General features: G+C 30.2%; 12 protein-coding genes. 7 read left to right on the top strand and 5 right to left on the bottom strand.

All coding sequences use genetic code 11. The annotated features are described in order from the left end of the window. Positions 1–156 precede the first annotated feature (156 nt). Positions 157–1,146: an aspartate-semialdehyde dehydrogenase gene (locus tag HUE53_RS13505; protein ID WP_065213669.1), complete on the top strand. Its 990-nt coding sequence runs from the start codon at positions 157–159 to the stop codon at positions 1,144–1,146. 398 nt (positions 1,147–1,544) lie between these two features. Here HUE53_RS13505 and HUE53_RS13500 read toward each other — a convergent pair whose 3' ends face one another. From HUE53_RS13500 to HUE53_RS13485, 4 genes are all read right to left on the bottom strand, one after another. After that, positions 1,545–2,186, bottom strand: coding sequence for a hypothetical protein (locus tag HUE53_RS13500; protein WP_065213668.1), 642 nt, complete (start codon positions 2,184–2,186; stop codon positions 1,545–1,547). A gap of 15 nt (positions 2,187–2,201) precedes the next feature. After that, on the bottom strand, positions 2,202–2,696 hold the full coding sequence (locus HUE53_RS13495) for an RNA polymerase sigma factor (RefSeq protein ID WP_065213667.1): 495 nt from the start codon (positions 2,694–2,696) through the stop codon (positions 2,202–2,204). Positions 2,697–3,056: 360 nt separating this feature from the next. After that, entirely contained in the window at positions 3,057–7,508 is a 4,452-nt protein-coding gene (locus HUE53_RS13490; protein WP_192188572.1) for a T9SS type B sorting domain-containing protein, read from the bottom strand. A gap of 35 nt (positions 7,509–7,543) precedes the next feature. Continuing rightward, positions 7,544–9,754, bottom strand: coding sequence for a T9SS type B sorting domain-containing protein (locus HUE53_RS13485; protein WP_158649151.1), 2,211 nt, complete (start codon positions 9,752–9,754; stop codon positions 7,544–7,546). 227 nt (positions 9,755–9,981) lie between these two features. On the opposite strand from HUE53_RS13485, the gene HUE53_RS13480 reads away from it, so the two are divergent. The 6 genes from HUE53_RS13480 to priA all read left to right on the top strand — a co-directional run bounded on the left by HUE53_RS13480 (position 9,982) and on the right by priA (position 16,279). Then, complete coding sequence (locus HUE53_RS13480) at positions 9,982–10,365, top strand: ISAon1 family transposase N-terminal region protein (protein ID WP_014165862.1); 384 nt, start codon at positions 9,982–9,984, stop codon at positions 10,363–10,365. Beyond that, the gene (locus HUE53_RS13475; protein ID WP_454951481.1) at positions 10,358–11,317 is read left to right on the top strand and encodes an ISAon1 family transposase; all 960 of its coding nucleotides are present in this window, start codon (positions 10,358–10,360) and stop codon (positions 11,315–11,317) included. The genes HUE53_RS13480 and HUE53_RS13475 overlap by 8 nt, the downstream gene beginning before the upstream one ends. A 237-nt stretch (positions 11,318–11,554) precedes the next feature. Further along, positions 11,555–12,412 carry a carboxylating nicotinate-nucleotide diphosphorylase gene (nadC, locus tag HUE53_RS13470; protein ID WP_014164389.1) on the top strand — a complete coding sequence of 286 codons (858 nt, stop codon included), beginning with the start codon at positions 11,555–11,557 and terminating at the stop codon, positions 12,410–12,412. Between the two features lie 68 nt (positions 12,413–12,480). After that, positions 12,481–13,407 (top strand): YihY/virulence factor BrkB family protein, encoded by a 927-nt coding sequence (locus HUE53_RS13465; RefSeq protein ID WP_014164390.1) that lies wholly within the window; start codon positions 12,481–12,483, stop codon positions 13,405–13,407. Position 13,408: 1 nt separating this feature from the next. After that, the gene (locus HUE53_RS13460; RefSeq protein ID WP_041253319.1) at positions 13,409–13,828 is read left to right on the top strand and encodes a DUF2147 domain-containing protein; all 420 of its coding nucleotides are present in this window, start codon (positions 13,409–13,411) and stop codon (positions 13,826–13,828) included. Between the two features lie 3 nt (positions 13,829–13,831). Then, the gene (gene priA, locus HUE53_RS13455; protein WP_077225333.1) at positions 13,832–16,279 is read left to right on the top strand and encodes a replication restart helicase PriA; all 2,448 of its coding nucleotides are present in this window, start codon (positions 13,832–13,834) and stop codon (positions 16,277–16,279) included. On the opposite strand, the gene HUE53_RS13450 is transcribed toward priA, so the two are convergent. Continuing rightward, entirely contained in the window at positions 16,276–16,971 is a 696-nt protein-coding gene (locus HUE53_RS13450) for a LytR/AlgR family response regulator transcription factor (RefSeq protein WP_014164393.1), read from the bottom strand. The genes priA and HUE53_RS13450 overlap by 4 nt on opposite strands. Positions 16,972–17,109 lie beyond the last annotated feature (138 nt).

The following is a 17,109-nucleotide window of genomic DNA, read 5'->3' as shown; positions in this document are numbered from 1 at the left end:
TATTTTTATTTTCAAAATTTAAAAAAATGTAAATGCAAGAATATGCTATTTATCTTTTTTTAATGTTAAGAATTTCTTATAAAATAAGAGTTCTAAATAGTTTGAAAATAAATATTATGTACATTTGTTCTGCAAAAATTAAACATACACAAGATAATGAAAATAGCTGTTGTAGGTGCTACCGGTATGGTAGGAGAGGTAATGCTACAAGTTTTAGCAGAACGTAATTTTCCAATCACAGAATTAATTCCTGTGGCTTCTGAAAAATCAATTGGAAAAGAAATAGAATTTAAAGGGAAATCGTATAATGTGGTAGGTATACAAACAGCGGTTGAAATGAAGCCTGAAATAGCTATTTTTTCTGCTGGTGGAGAAACTTCTAAAGAATGGGCGCCTCAGTTTGCAGCGGTTGGAACAACGGTTATTGATAATTCATCTGCTTGGCGTATGGATCCTACTAAAAAGTTAGTAGTCCCTGAAATTAATGCGGCTGTTCTTACCAAGGAAGACAAGATTATTGCTAATCCTAATTGTTCGACTATTCAAATGGTAATGGTACTGTCTCCTTTACATAAAAAATATGATATAAAACGTGTTATTGTTTCTACTTATCAGTCTATTACAGGGACGGGGGTTAAAGCGGTAAGACAATTAGAAAATGAATATGCTGGAATAAAAGAAGAAATGGCTTACAAATATCCAATTCATCGTAATCTAATCCCGCAATGTGATGTTTTCGAGGAAAATGGTTATACGAAAGAAGAAATGAAATTAGTTCGTGAAACTCAAAAGATACTAGAAGACAAAACAATGGCTGTTACAGCTACTGCTGTAAGAGTTCCCGTAGTAGGAGGACATAGTGAGGCTGTAAATGTTGAGTTTAAAAAAGATTTTGAAGTTTCAGAGGTTCGCGCCATCCTACATGAAATGCCAGGGGTAACCGTACAAGATAATATTGATACTTTTACGTTTCCCATGCCGTTATATGCAGAAGGTAAAAATGATGTTTTTGTAGGAAGAATTCGTCGTGATGAAAGTCAGCCCAATACACTTAATTTATGGATTGTAGCTGATAATTTAAGAAAAGGTGCAGCTACTAATGCAGTACAAATAGCGGAATATTTAGTAGCTAATAAGTTCGTATGAAATTTGTTGCTATCTTTAAATAAAAAAGAGGCTTTAAAAAGGACTAACTTAACGTCTAATTTGTTACTTCCGCAAAAGGAGAAGGCACATGGTCTGTACTATGTGGCTTCTCCTTTTGTAAAAATAAAAAGATTGAGTCTTTTTAGAATACACACTTAATATACGTATCTTAAGATGATGTTTTCAGAAAGGTTTATAAAATCTTACCGTTTATCGTTTAACTTTATTGGGTTGATTTGATTCAGTTAACAAAGCAAAAATGAAAAGAAGTGAGCAGGTTAAATAAATTGCATAATCTTCATTATTAGGAGTCTCTTTCTTCTGTTGTGTTGAAGTGTGACGACCGACTAAATATTTTGGGTAGATTCCTTTATTCTTATTAAAAACGTTTCGTAGGGTTAGCTTATCTTTTCTAATTCATGGTAATTTCTTTTTAGTTTGCGTAACAGCCTACCATATAAAAAATTATAGATTAATAAAAAGACTCCAATCATTAGTGCTGTTAATAAAATAGATATAAGGATAGAAAGTAATAAGATGGTAAATTCACTTATTTGAGTTTCTGAATTTTTAAATTCATCTGTGATTCCTATATATACACCATAGCCAAATAAATAGGAATGTATTACAGCAAAAAGACTTAGGTTAAAAAGGATATACCTTGTAACGATTTTTCTAACAATAAAGATGTTTTTCATTAATTGTTTAGTCGAGTTAAGTACTTCTATTTTTTTATATGATATATAAAAATTATAAATGAAATACAAAATAATTATGTAAGATAGGCCAGTTATAATATTTAAATAAACTTCAGGAAAATGTATTTTTTCTAAAAAAATATCTTCTTTACTGTTTTTATTTAAAGAAAATGAAAAACTTAATATAATACCTAATAAAAACTCAATAACACTGATAATAAAAATCCATTTGACTGCTGATGATGAATTTTTATGTAACATAGCATAAATATTTTCTTCGGTCATTTTTGGAAAATTATTAGTATTATTCCAATTTTTCTTTAATAAATCCAATTCTTCCATTTTTTCCTTCTATCGTTACGGATTAATTATTTGTTTTAATTTCGTTTTGATACGATTCATTTTTACTCTTGCATTTACCTCACTTATACCTAACGTTTCAGAAATTTCGGTGTAATCTTTATCTTCTAAATACATGAATACAAGAGCCTTCTCTATATCACTAAGTTGGTATACAGCTTTGTAAAGCAATTTTAAATTTTCCTCTTCTTGATAATTATATTCCTCTTGTAATACAAAATGTCTGCCAGTTTCAAACTCAACAGTATGAATTGATTTAGAAGATTTTCTATATAAAGTAATAGCGGTATTAAGAGCTACTCGATAAGCCCAAGTTGAAAATTTAGAATCGCCTCTAAACTGGGGATACGCTTTCCATAATTGAATTGTAATTTCTTGAAATAAATCATTGTGTTCTTCTTCATTTTGGGTATAAAGCCTACAAATTTTGTGAACCAAATTTTGGTTATTTTTTAGTTGATTCACAAATGATTTTTCTAATTCAGTATTCATACTGCCTATTAGTTGGTAGTTTTTATGAATTGTTACAGTTTTAGAGTATGTTTTTTTGATTATTTTATAACTGATTGTATTTGATGAATTTATATTTTTTTGGATTTAATGATTACCATTGTAAAGTCATTTTTTTATTAATATATAAAATTGGAATTAATAGTGAGTTTGTTTTAACTCAGATTATACATTGGATTTTGTGGTGAGGAAGAAAAGAAGAAAAAATAATAATAGACGGAAATTTTTTATTATAGAATTTTAGGATATACGATTTATAAAAGTGTACCTAAATATTGTGATATAAAATAAAACCCTCACAAATAAAATATTATGAGGGTTAGAAGACTATTTTAATAGTGTTTATCTTTTAATAGAAAAGTGCCCTTTACTAGTTCTACCATCTTTTAATTGAGTTGTAAACCAATAATCATCAGCAGGAAGAGGTTTGCCTAAATAGGTTCCATCCCATCCAGATTCTGAAGGAGATATTTCCCTTAATAATTTTCCAAAACGGTCAAAGATTAGAATTTTGGCATCAGAATTAAATATGGAATCAGCTCCTATTACATTCCAGTAATCATTGTATCCATCGCCATTTGGAGTAAAAAAGGCAGGAAAACCTAAAATAGAAAAAGAAACTTCTAATGTTTTGCAACCATTTAAATCAATAACATATATTTTGTGTACGCCAGGTATTAAATTGTCAAAATAACCTGTTTTTTGAGTCGGAGCATTTATGTTATCTAATGCAAAAACGTATTCTCCATGACCAGATACACTTATGGTAATAGAACTATTATCGACCAAATCTTGTATAATAGGGCTGTCATTAAGTATTGCTGTATTAGATTCTGTTACATTGATAGTTCTTTCTCTAAAACAAGCAGATGGTGTTTTATTAATGACTTTTACTTTATAAGTACCTATTTGATTTACAGAAATAGATTCTGTATAAAAAGGAATTGTAACACCATCTTTTGACCATTCATAATTAAAATCGTTTTGATTACTTCCTATTGGAAGTCCAGATTGTAAAGTAATATTAAAATCAGGGTCGTCAGTACATATATAGGTGTTTGATAAGCCTGAAATGTTGGTGTCAATATTTGGTTTAGCTTCTACTTTTAATTCGAATTGTAGAGGCACTCCTAAACAAGCTTTTGTTATTTTATTTTCTACTCGAACCCATATTTTATCGGCTCCTTTATTTGTATTTCTAAAGTTCGTAAAATTATTTTTATCAATAGCCAATGATTTACCATTTGAAAATTGTTGATAATAATCATTCTCATTTTTGTAAAAATACACTTCTATATCAGGATTATTAAATTGTGATATTATACCATTGTAATTTTTAGATAAATCAAATGTTGTTATTCCGTCATAATCATCATGATTTGCATCTACATAATCATCACAAGCTGTAATGATACCTTCTGGTATAATAAAAGCGGCTTGTGCTGTTGATACATAAATTTCAAAAGGGATTACACTAAAACAATTGTTGGAATTGAGTACTCTAGCCCAAATGACTTCTGTTGATTGTGTTTGATTTATGTAAGTTTCGTGATTTTTTATTTGCTCATTTACATTGTTTGTAGTTGCGCCTGCTTGTGTATGGAAGTAACTAAAAGTTTCATTAGCATAGTTATCAGAAATTAAACTTTGAACTTTATCTAAATTAAATAGAGCAAGACCATTTGTTGAGTTAGTACATTGAATTAATCTTTGATTGCTTTTTAATATTGGAAGAGGATATATGATTAATCCTATATTATTAGAAAAAGAATCACACGCATTGCCTAAACGATTTAATTGAACTCTAAACAAATGATTTGTCATTGCGTTAGATAAATTTTTTATTTCTAGTTCAGGAGTATTGACACCAGAATAATTACCCGTGTTTGATAAATTATTCCAATTAGCACCATTATCGGTAGAAATTTGCCATTGAAAAGTATCAGCGTTTGATGTTAAAGAAATCTTAGTTTTTTCTAAAAGACATCCTTTACCTGGTTTTGGCTGATCTGTTATACTTATAGGAGCAGATTGTAAGTAAATCGTATTGGGTTTTGTATATCCTATAAAGCCTATAACTTTTCCTTTGTTATCTACTTGTGGAGGAGTGATATTACCTAATATGCCATCTGTATTAGCATCAATAAATCCAGCCTCTTTTACATCAAAACATAAATCATTATCAGCGTCTAAGTCACGATAGTTACTGATCCCATCGTTATCAAAATCTATTTCTTTTTCTTCGGAATCTAAGATTCCATCGTTATCCGAATCTAAATCAAGATAATCAGGAATACCCTCTTTATCGTTATCAACTGGTATTAATCCAGGTTCAAAAGCATTGTCTAATCCATTATGGTTAGTATCCGTATTAGATATAGCTATTGGGGTATTATTTTGCGCTTCTATACGATCATTTATACCATCATTATCACTATCTATATCTTCTTTATCAGGAATTGTGTCACCATCAGAATCTTTGGGGACACAGGAGGCTTCTAAATTTAAACTGGATTTGGCTGAAACTAAATCAGATAAATTTTTATGCTTGATTTTTAATATATTAATATTTTTTCCTGCTATTTTAAAAGTCCCTGAACCTGATTGTAAAGGAGTAGTACTATTGCGTCTAAAACGAATTTCAAAAGAAGAAAATTGTTTTACGCCATTTTCAAAAATTCCATCAAAGTTGGTGTCAATTAAAATTTGATTATCTGGATTCAAAATAGTTAAAGTTCTATTAATATCACTATTGATTATATATTCCGTATCCCCATTTAGAGATTCGCTCACTTGAATATTGTTAGGGTATTTTAATTCAATGCTCGTGGGTTGGTCAAATTGTACTTGATATGTTACACTATTTTGTTTGCCTTTTTGAACTTCAGTTATGATAGTGCCATTTGCATTACCTATTAATGGTGTAGTGGTTTTATTGCCATCAATAATGGTTTGAGTAATGTAATTTGTTGAACTAAAAGGAATAACACCAGTGTTAAGGCTTGTGTTGATAGCTTGATTTCCGTAAGATTCTGTACAATTTAAAATACCATCATTATCTAAATCAATATCAATGTTGTCGTTAATTAAACCATTATTGTTATCAGGACAATTACTAACAGGAATATTATCAGATTCTAATGGAGAAAAAATACCACAAGTAGAGATACTTGCTTTTACTTTATAATATCCAGGTTTAGTTGGTATATAAGTATTTGTGTTAGCCCCTAAAATAGGTCCGTCTTGATCATACCATTGGAACGTATCAAAAGAAGAGGCTGTGCTTATTGTTAGTTTAATATTTGGAATACAATTATCAGCGTCTAAGGATATTTTTTCTAAAGCAATTTCGGGTTTGAAGGTAAAACCAGAATAATATCCTCCAAATGTAGCGGCTCCATTATTACCATAAGCAGCTATATATAACTCGTCTGTTGAAAAAACACCTAGATTGCCTGTTAAGTTTTTTATTGTGTAAGTAACATAATTTGTATTACCATTAACAGGATTAGGACCTGATATTTCCTTACTAGGGAGATTTTTTAGATCATAATCAATACCATTTATATTAAAGGTTAGAATTGCACCTGTTTTGGTTACTATTGTAATCCGACCATTAAACTGATAATTGCCAAGGGTATCAATAAATGGAATATTATTTATATTATCTGGGGTTTGACAACTTAATGGGGGAACAAAGAACATTTCTTGATTAGCAAAATCTTTACTACTATTATCATTATATTCTTTTAGAGAGCCTACAGATTGATAAGCGAAAAGGTTTTTGGTGGATTTTACATATAGATTATTATTTAATGAAAATTGAGAACCATCTATTGTTACATATTCTCCTGAATTTAAAATATAATCAGCAGTATTGCTACCATTTAAATAAATTTGGGTATCATCTTTATGTGCAATTAATAATATCCTTTCGGCAAGATCCCATCCGTCACTTTTTATAAATATGTATTCTGTAGGATTGGCTGTTGAACCATTAATAACTTCAGGAGCAATTTTATTAATTGTTTCAGCTGATACAATTTGATCAAAGCCCATATCTAAGTTTTGAGAATCTCCGTTAGAACCGGCAAATGAGCCACTATTAACGGCAATGGGTTTATCGGCTGATATTAATGCGCCTATAAGAGCATTACGAGGTTGGGAATTAGATCCTTTTAGAGCAATAACAAAACTTTCACCATTATTTAAAATTATGTCACTGGGAGTGTTTCCTTCGTTATTATTAATTAATCTTGTATTAGGTTTTATGTTGCTAAATTTAATTCGAGTATTATTTTCAGTAGCAAGAATAGAAGCAAATGTATAATGAGAGTTATCATAAGTAGGTACATGATCGTTTAAAAATGCACCTAATCTAAATTCCTTACCCAATGCGGCAATCCCTTTTGAAACGATAGAACTAGCATGGTAGCTGTTTTCTGATCGTATTCTTATAGAAACAGCCACTAAGTCTTGTGCTTCAATTATATAACCTTTATTCTTAAGAATGGTATGCGCAAAAGAAGAACTTACATGAGCTTGGGTATTATTACCATAACCTATTCTATAGATATAAGGTGAATTTCTTGTAACAGTTCCATTTATAACGTTACCTCCTAACGCTGTAATATTAAAACTAACAGGAGAGGTACTCGGTGTTGAAATATACATATATTGTTCACCAGCAATTATCTCACCAGAAGAAACAGGCGGTAAATAATGCGTTTTGCTAAATTGAGCGACTACTGTAAACGTAATTAATTGAAATAATATTAAAAATTTTGCCTTCATTGGGGGTTGAATAAAAAACTCACAAAGCTAATTATTTATCGCTTAAGGCTAAAATAATTTTTAATCGTTTTATTATTGTAGAGTTTAATAGCAAACCAATAATCATCAGCTGGTAAATTATTTCCTAAAAATGTTCCATCCCATGATTGGTTTGGATTTAATTGTTTTAGGAGTTTGCCATAACGATCAAAAATTTCTATTTGTTCAATACTCCTTTTAAAATTAGAATCTTTGATGTACCATGTATCGTTGTATCCGTCATTATTAGGCGTAAAAGTTCGAGGATAATCTAACAAATAAACTGTTTGATAAGGCGTTGGCTCACATCCATTTTTATCTCTAACCGAAATATGATATTCTCCTTGCTCAAGATTAGTAAATAAATTAGAGTTTTGATATACAACTCCGTCTATAGAAAACTCATAATCGCCACCATTAGAGGTATAAAAAATTTCTAATGAATTGGTGTTAGAAAATTCAGTAATTACTGTATTTATATTAGTAGCAGGTGCTGACTCTTGAACAAAGTATTTTTTTAAGGCTTTGCATCCTTGTGAATCAGTAATTTCAACGGTATATACTCCTTTTTGATGTATTATAATGTTATTGGTATTTTCTAGCGTATTCCAAAGGTAATGTGTGAAATTTTTAGGGGCTTCAATTGTTAGTGTTTCTCCCTTACAAATTATAAGATGACTATCTTTTACAATATCGGGATTGATATAATTTACTTTTAAAGTTATTTCAATAATGTTGTGACACGAATTGTTTTGATCTATTCGAGCATAAATTTTTTGTTCGTCTTTTATTGTATTGTTAAAAGTATTCGTTAGAGGTAAAAGTTTTTTTTCAGCATCACTTGCGCTTTTGTAAAAACTTATTTCTGTATAGTTCGTAGGGGGTAAAATAATGTTATGAATTAGCTCTTGATCTAAAATAAAATTAGTAAAGCCATCTATTTTTTCGTCATGATCACATTTAGTATAACTTTTATTAATAGGGCCAATGCTGGAAAGTTGAAGATTTACAGTTGTTTCATTTGAACAATAGCTATTACTTACTTTAGCAAAAATAGTTTTAGGAGAAGACAGATAACGTGTTGGATCATTGATAGGTATTCCATTTGAATTTTCAGAAAAAACAACTTTATAATTAGGGTTGTTAAGAGTTAATGCTTGATGTAATTTTGTTAAATCATAATGTCCTTTACCATCTTTATCAAAATCGCATTCTATTAAATTTTGAGGCGTTAAAGGAGGAATATTTATAAATTGCACAGTAACATTTCCTTTAGAAACACAAGTTCCATTAATAAGTACTTCAACTCGATATTCAACTTCATTGGTATTTGTATTATCTGTAATTAGGTATTTAGGAGTATGGATTCCAGTATTTACATTATTTTTATACCAAGTATAAGTATTGTTAGTTCCATATTGCAATGCGTTTAATTCTACTATTTCTCCTGCGCAATAAGGATTTTGAGAGGTTATAGTATGATTGTTTCCTAAAAAAGTTTCGCTTTGAAAAGTGCCACCTCCCAAAAAAATAGCCGAATCATATTTTTCGTTGCCTTGATCAGCAATCACTAGTTTTATATGATAAGAATTGCCGGCTATTACGTTAGATTGAGCTTTTAAAACTTTAGTTTGACCATTAAACGCAATAGGAGAATCAAATCCATTAAACCTGTCGAAATATTCTTCATTACTTTTAGGGCAAATTGTTCCAGAACCTCTAATATTTTGCACAGTTACAGGGGTATTTGTCCCAGGTACTAAAGCAATATTTTGATAACTTTGATTACTATTATTAGGTTTTATTAAAAAGGCAAATCCATCCGTATAACCACATTGATTAGGAGATGGGTTTGCAAGATATTGTTCTGAAGCAAAAATATAATCAAAAGAAATTTTGTTGGTAAAAGGAATATAGTCAAACTCTAATACAGAAGCATTGTATGTGTTACTTATACCCAGTGCTTGCATTAAATCATCATCTCCTTGCCAAGGTATGGATCCATCGGATAGGTTACCTGTATTAGGTCCTACAGTATTTAGAACTTTGCCTGTACTTAAAATAATGCCATTTTTTAAAGGAAAAGAACTGTTATTATTATCAAAATAACCAATACTCGGATTTCCATAATTTTCGCCACCATGTATGGAAACATTGGATACATTGCCACAGGTTACACCCCCTAAAAAAATAGTCACTAAATCATTAGCAGTATACTGATCATTCACATTTATATATTGTGAGTGAGAATTTAATATTACAAAAAATAGAAGAATTTTTAAAAGATATTTTTTCATGAAGCGAATATACTTTAAACATTGTAAAAATCTATAAACAGAATTTTTTATAAATAAAAAGAATTTCATAACGATCAATACCTTTTAATGATTTTGAAGAACAATAGGCTCACATAAAAAATATGGGGAGTAATTGTAAATTGCGACAAAAAAAGTAAATGGATTTTTCGATACTTTCTGCTTTTCTACCCGAAGAATTATTATGTCATTTTGATATTGTTGATTTTATAGAATTAGGAGATATTCAAACAAAAAAGGATTGCTTTTATATCTATCTTGATGAAAAGAACATTATTCCCGAAGGTTTCATTTCAGAGGAATATGAGTCAAAAGGCTTTTGTGAGCGTACTTTGATACAAGATTTTCCAATACGAGGAAAGGCTGTTTATTTAGGTATCAGAAGACGTAGGTGGCGAAATACAGTAGATAAGTCAGAAATTAAAAGCGATTATTCTTTTATTGCAGAAGGTTCCAAATTAACTGTTGAACTTTCGGATTTTTTAAAAGGTACAGGTAGAGACCCGAGAAGATACGATAAGTAACATTGCCAGTTATTATGGCATTAAAGCTGATTTACTGCGAAGACATTACAAAAAAAGAATCAGTGGTTTTACAAGTTGGAAACAGTTAGAACATGCCGAAAATTATCTGATTTACCCCGAAAATATTGGGGAGAATTTAAGTATTGATGAAGTAAGTTTGTCAAAAGGTGAACTTTATACTTTTGTAACCAATAAACAAGGAAGAGGCAAAAAGAAATCCTTAGTGGCGGTTATAAAAGGCACCAAAAGTCAGGACATTATTGATGTGGTTACTAAAATTCCACTTTCGCATAGAAAACAAGTAAAATCGATAACACTTGATATGGCAAACAATATGCAATCAGCATCAAGAATGTGTTTTCCTGAAAGTTACCTTGTCACAGACCGTTTCCATGTGGTAAAGTTGGTAATGGAAGCTCTCCAGCATTTAAGGATAAAATATCGCTGGGAGGAGATTGAAAAAGAGAATCAAGCTATCAAAAAAGCAAAGGAGCAAGCAATAAAATACATTCCAATAACTTTTGAAAACCAAGACACACCCAAACAACTATTGGCTCGATGTCGTTATATCATTGCCAAGAAACCCAACCAATGGACAGAAACCCAAAAAGTGCGAGCCCAAATATTGTTCCAACATTATCCTCTAATACATCAGGCATATAAACACACCCAAGAGTTTAGAAATATTTATGAATACACCTCAAAAGAAGAGGCTAAACAAAAAATATTGAATTGGATATCCAAAACCAAAGAATTAAAAATGACTGTCTTTAATACCGTTGCCAATAGTTTAAATTATCATTTGGAAACAATTGCAAACTTCTTCGTAAAAAGACATACAAACGCAAATGCTGAATCCTTTAACTCAAAAATAAAACTCTTTAGAGCTAATCAAAGAGGTGTGGTGGATACTAAATTCTTCCTCTTTAGAATGGAGAAACTTTTTGCTTAATCCCCAAAAAATTAATCTGAGCCGAACAATATCAATTTGTAAAAATTTTGTCGAATATTATATAAGAACTTTAGATGAAATATTTTGAGGAAAAGTAAAAAAATAAAACTTAAATTAACTATTTGATAATAAAAGGTTTGAATAGATGTGTTGTTTAGGTTTAGAAAGGGAAAATTAATTTTTAATTTATTTTTTCCCAAAAATGCATTATTTTTAACCCTTTTAATGCAGATTAATATGATTTCAGAAAAACAGTTTCAAGAGGAACTTATAGATATAATAGCTAAAGGAGTAAGAGAGGATATAGGTCCAGGAGATTATAGTTCCTTAGCTTGTATTCCTGCAACAGAAGTAGGTAAGGCAAAACTTTTGGTTAAAGACCAAGGAATCATTGCAGGAGTAGAGTTTGCTCAAATGATTTTTAATTATGTAGATCCAGATTTAGAGGTAGAAGTTTTAATTCAAGACGGAACCCCAGTTCAATTCGGGGATGTTGTTTTGTATGTTTCAGGGAGTTCTCAATCTATCTTAAAAGCAGAACGATTAGTACTTAACTCTATGCAGCGTATGAGTGCAATAGCTACAAAAACAAATCATTATGTACAATTATTAGAAGGTACTCAAACAAAAGTTTTAGACACCAGAAAAACTACTCCAGGTTTTAGAGCTTGTGAAAAATGGGCCGTAAAAATAGGAGGTGGTGAAAACCATCGTTTTGCTCTTTATGATATGATTATGCTAAAAGATAACCATATTGATTTTGCGGGAGGTATTACTTCAGCAATAACTAAAACCAAAAAATACTTATCAGATCATAATTTAGATTTAAAGATTATTGTAGAGGCTCGCAATCTGACCGAAATCGAAGAAATTTTACAAACAGAAGGAGTGTACCGCATCTTAATTGATAATTTTAATTTTGAAGACACTCGTACTGCTGTTCAAATGATTGGAAACAAATGTTTAACAGAATCTTCAGGTAATATTAATGAAAAAACCATACGAGAATATGCTCAATGTGGGGTAAATTATATTTCTTCAGGTGCTTTAACACACTCTGTATATAATATGGACTTGTCCTTAAAAGCTATCTAATTATTGCTTGATAATCCAAAATAAAATACATCTTCTAAAAACAGATAATTTATTCTGTAACTAAAAAAATGGAAAATACAAAAGAAATACTTTTAAAAATACCACTGCTAAAACAATTGGTGATTCTTTTAGATAATATCAAACTACCTTGGCTAAACGGATTATCATTTTATGAATTAATAGAGTTTTATTTGGTAGGAATTCTTCAAGGAGGAATTAGTTATAGAGCAGCTGCTATTGCTTTTAGTTTTTTTATGGCATTGTTTCCTTTTGCCTTATTCATTTTAAATTTAATCCCATACATCCCTATTAAAGGTTTTCAAAGTGATTTTTTACTATTTGTAAGAGATAATGTACCACCTACAACGTTTGATGCCATTGAAAATATTATAAAAGACATTCTTAATAATAGTCAAACAGGATTATTATCATGGGGGGTGTTTTTATCTGTTTTATTAATGACTAATGGAGTAAATGCTGTTATGAGTGGTTTTGAAACTTCTTTACACGTTACCGTAAAGAGACCTTATTTTAGGCAATATTTTGTTGCTCTGATTATTTCGCTAATACTTACCACTATTTTAATAATAACAATATCAGCGATTATTTTTTTAGAAATAATCATCCAAAAGACTATTATACAAGATGTTTTAAGTTCCAGAGTATCTGACAAAATATCATTAATAGAATTGGGAAGGTATTCTTTCGTAATTATTATGATTTTGTTAGCAACGGCTGTTTTGTTTAAATATGGTATTAAACAGTCTAAAAAAAAGCGACTTATTACAATTGGTACCGTTTTTACTACAGGATTAATAGTAGTATCTTCCTACTTTTTTGGTATTTGGGTTGTTAAATTTTCAAAATATAATGAACTTTATGGTTCAATAGGTACACTTTTAGTATTCCTTTTTTATCTTTGGATCAATTGTATGGTATTATTACTCGGTTTTGAATTAGATGCCTCGATACGAAAACTTAAAAAAATTAAATAAAATGAAAAAAATTGCACTTTTAACCTTATTTTTTGGTTGTTTACAAATGAACGCTCAATCTGTTTTTGGAAAATGGAAAACTATTGATGATAAAACAGGGAAAGCAAAATCAGTAGTTGAAATTTTTGAATCAAATGGTAAAGTATTTGGTAAGGTAATTGAAATTTTAGATCCAGCAAAACGCGATAGAAAATGCGAAAAATGCGAGGGGTCTGATAAAAACAAACCTGTTTTAGGTTTATTAGTTATTAAAGGACTTGGAAAAGACGGGGAGGAGTATAATGGAGGAAGTATTACGGATCCTGAAACAGGAAATGTGTACAAATGTTTTATAAAATTAAATGGGAAAGATCGTTTAACCGTAAGAGGTTATATGGGAATTTCTCTTATCGGACGTTCACAAACTTGGGTAAGAAGCTAATTCATGCGCTATTTTATAGAAGTTGTTATCCCTATTTCGCTTCCACAAACTTTTACCTATGAAGTTTCGGAAGCGGAATTTTCTTTTATACAAATAGGGATGCGTGTTGCAGTGCCCTTTGGTAAAACAAAATTCTACACGGGACTCACCATTAGTAAGCATCATCTAGCTCCTACTTTATATGAAGCTAAAGAAATTCATCAAATTATAGATGAATTGCCTATCGTAACAACTATTCAAATAGAGTTTTGGAAATGGATAGCTAGTTATTATATGTGTTCTTTGGGTGAAGTATATAAAACAGCATTACCATCCTCACTTATATTAGAAAGTGAAACCATAATTTCAACAAAAAAAGAAGTTTTAAATACGTCTGATTTATCAGATGACGAATTTTTAATAGTAGAAGCACTTTCTAATCAAACTGCCTTAAAACTATCAGAAGTAACAGCTATTCTTAATAAAAAGAAAGTGTTTCCAGTGATTCAATCGTTATTAGATAAAGATATTTTAATTCTTCAAGAAGAAATGATTGAAGAATATAAACCTAAATTAGTTAAGTATATTCGTTTGGTAGAACGATTTGATAAACCTAATCAACTAGAAGAATTATTGCAAATTCTTAAAAATGCACAAAAACAAAAACAACTAGTATTAAGTTATTTTCAACTCATAGCTACTCAAAAAAAACCAATTGCGACTAAGGATTTATTATTGTTTTCAGGAATAGCAGCGAGTACTCTAAAAACTTTAGTTGATAAACAGATTTTTGAAGAATATTTGTTACAACAAGACCGCGTGTCTTTTGATGAAGTAGAAGAATGCCAAATAATCTTAAGTCATGCGCAGCAAAAAGCATATCAGGAAATATTAGAAGCTTTAGAAACTAAAGATGTTTGTTTATTGCATGGGGTAACTGCATCTGGAAAAACAGAAGTCTATATTAAAATTATAGAACACTATTTAAAACAAGAAAAACAAGTTCTGTATCTGCTGCCAGAAATAGCTTTAACGACTCAATTAGTTCAAAGATTAACAAAGCATTTTGGAAATAAAATAGCTGTTTACCATTCTAGGTACTCAAATAATGAAAGAGTAGAAGTTTGGAATCATATATTAATAGATTCTGAAAAAGCACAGGTAATAATAGGGGCTAGATCAGCGTTATTTTTACCTTTTCAACAATTAGGATTGATTATTGTAGATGAAGAACATGAACAAACGTTTAAACAAGTAGATCCAGCACCACGTTATCATGCCCGAGATGCCTCTATAGTATTCGCTCATCAGTTAAAAGCAAAAGTAGTTCTAGGATCAGCTACCCCTAGTTTAGAAAGTTATTATAATAGTCAAAAAGGAAAGTATGGTTTGGTGGAGCTTTTTGAACGATTTGGAAATGCTGTTTTACCTGAAATTATTTTAGTTGATCTAAAAGATAGTTATTTTAGAAAAAGAATGACTGGACATTTTAGTCAAATATTGATTGATAAAATGCAAGAAGCTTTGTATAATGAAGAGCAAATTATCCTTTTTCAGAATAGAAGAGGTTATTCTCCCGTTCTAGAATGTATGACCTGTGGACATATTCCAGAATGCCCACATTGTGATGTAAGTCTAACATATCATAAATTTAAAAATCAATTGCGTTGCCATTATTGTGGTTATAACATAGCAAAACCCACGAATTGTCATGTTTGTTCAAGCATTGATCTTACCTCTAAAGGTTTTGGAACAGAGCAAATAGAAATGGAGTTAGCCAGTTTATTTCCCTCTAAAAATATCAAACGAATGGATCAGGATACAACTCGAGGCAAACACTCATTTGAACGTTTGATCCATAGTTTTAAAAACAGAGAGATAGATATTCTAGTAGGAACCCAAATGTTAGCAAAAGGATTAGATTTTGATAACGTTTCACTGGTTGGTGTCTTAAACGCTGATAATATGCTCTACTTTCCTGATTTTAGAGCCTTTGAAAGAAGTTATCAAATGATGACACAAGTAGCAGGTAGGGCAGGAAGAAGTGAGAAAAAAGGAAAAGTAGTTATACAAAGTTATAACCCTATGCACAATACAATACAGCAAGTTACAGATCATAACTATTTAGGTATGTATAAAGAGCAGTTGTATGAACGACATATATACAAATATCCTCCTTTTTATAAATTAATAAGGTTAACTTTAAAACATAAAGAATTTGAAAAGTTAAAAGAAGGTTCTATGTGGTTGTATCAGGTGTTAAAACAAAGTTTGCAAATGCCAGTACTAGGTCCAGAAGAACCACCAATTAGTAAAATTAGAAATGAATATATTCGAACTATTTTAATAAAAATACCAAAAGATAAGCATTTAGGTAATACAAAAAAAACTATCCAGAAGATACTGAATAGTTTTGAAGCGGTACCTATTTATAGGTCTATAAGAGTAGGAGTTAATGTAGATGTAAGCTAAGCTTCTAATACACGCATTAGCTCCTCTTTTTTGTTGCGGCTCAAAGGTATTTTTGTAACACCAATTTCGGCAAATTTGCTATTAAATTTTTCTATTTTGTCAATATTAATAATAAAAGATTTATGCACACGAACAAATTTTTCTTTTGAAAGATCTTTTTCAAAAGACTTCATGGTAGATAGAACAAGGTGACTATCTTCTTCTGTAACTATTTTTACATAATCCCCAAAAGCTTCAATCCACTTTATTTTAGAAGTATATACTTTTAGTTTTTTTAAATTACTTTTGATATAAATGTGTTCGCCCTCTTCCTCGGTGTTATGATCTTTTCTGAGCATGTGTAAATCCATGGCTCTTTTGACCGCAATGTTAAAACGCTCTTTAGTAAGGGGTTTTTGTAAATAATCAGTAGCCTCATAATCAAAAGCTTTTAGTGCATATTCAGCTTTAGCAGTGATGAAAATAATTTGAGGTTTTTCTTTTAAACCATCTAATAGATTAAAACCATTAATAATAGGCATTTCTATGTCTAAAAATAATAAGTCTACCTCGTTTACAGCTAAACAACCTTTAGTTTCAACAGCATTTGAAAATTCACCTACTAGGTTCAAATAGGGGTGTGCTTCTACTAGTTTAGTTACTAAAATTCTTTGGATAGAGCTGTCGTCTACCACAATACAATTCAACTTCATGGGAAACAGTTTAAAATAGATTGGACGGTTAAAAATAGTTTATTTTTTTTTACTGTCCAATTATTTTCGTGAAAATCAGTTGTTTCGTCGAAAAATAGGGAAAAATATTTGCTGTTTAAAATAAAGTTATTACTTTTG

The organism is Flavobacterium columnare (assembly GCF_014844295.1).
Taxonomy (GTDB): Bacteria; Bacteroidota; Bacteroidia; order Flavobacteriales; family Flavobacteriaceae; genus Flavobacterium; species Flavobacterium columnare.
Note: the sequence above shows the minus strand (reverse complement) of the source record. Positions and strands in the feature narration are given on the sequence as shown.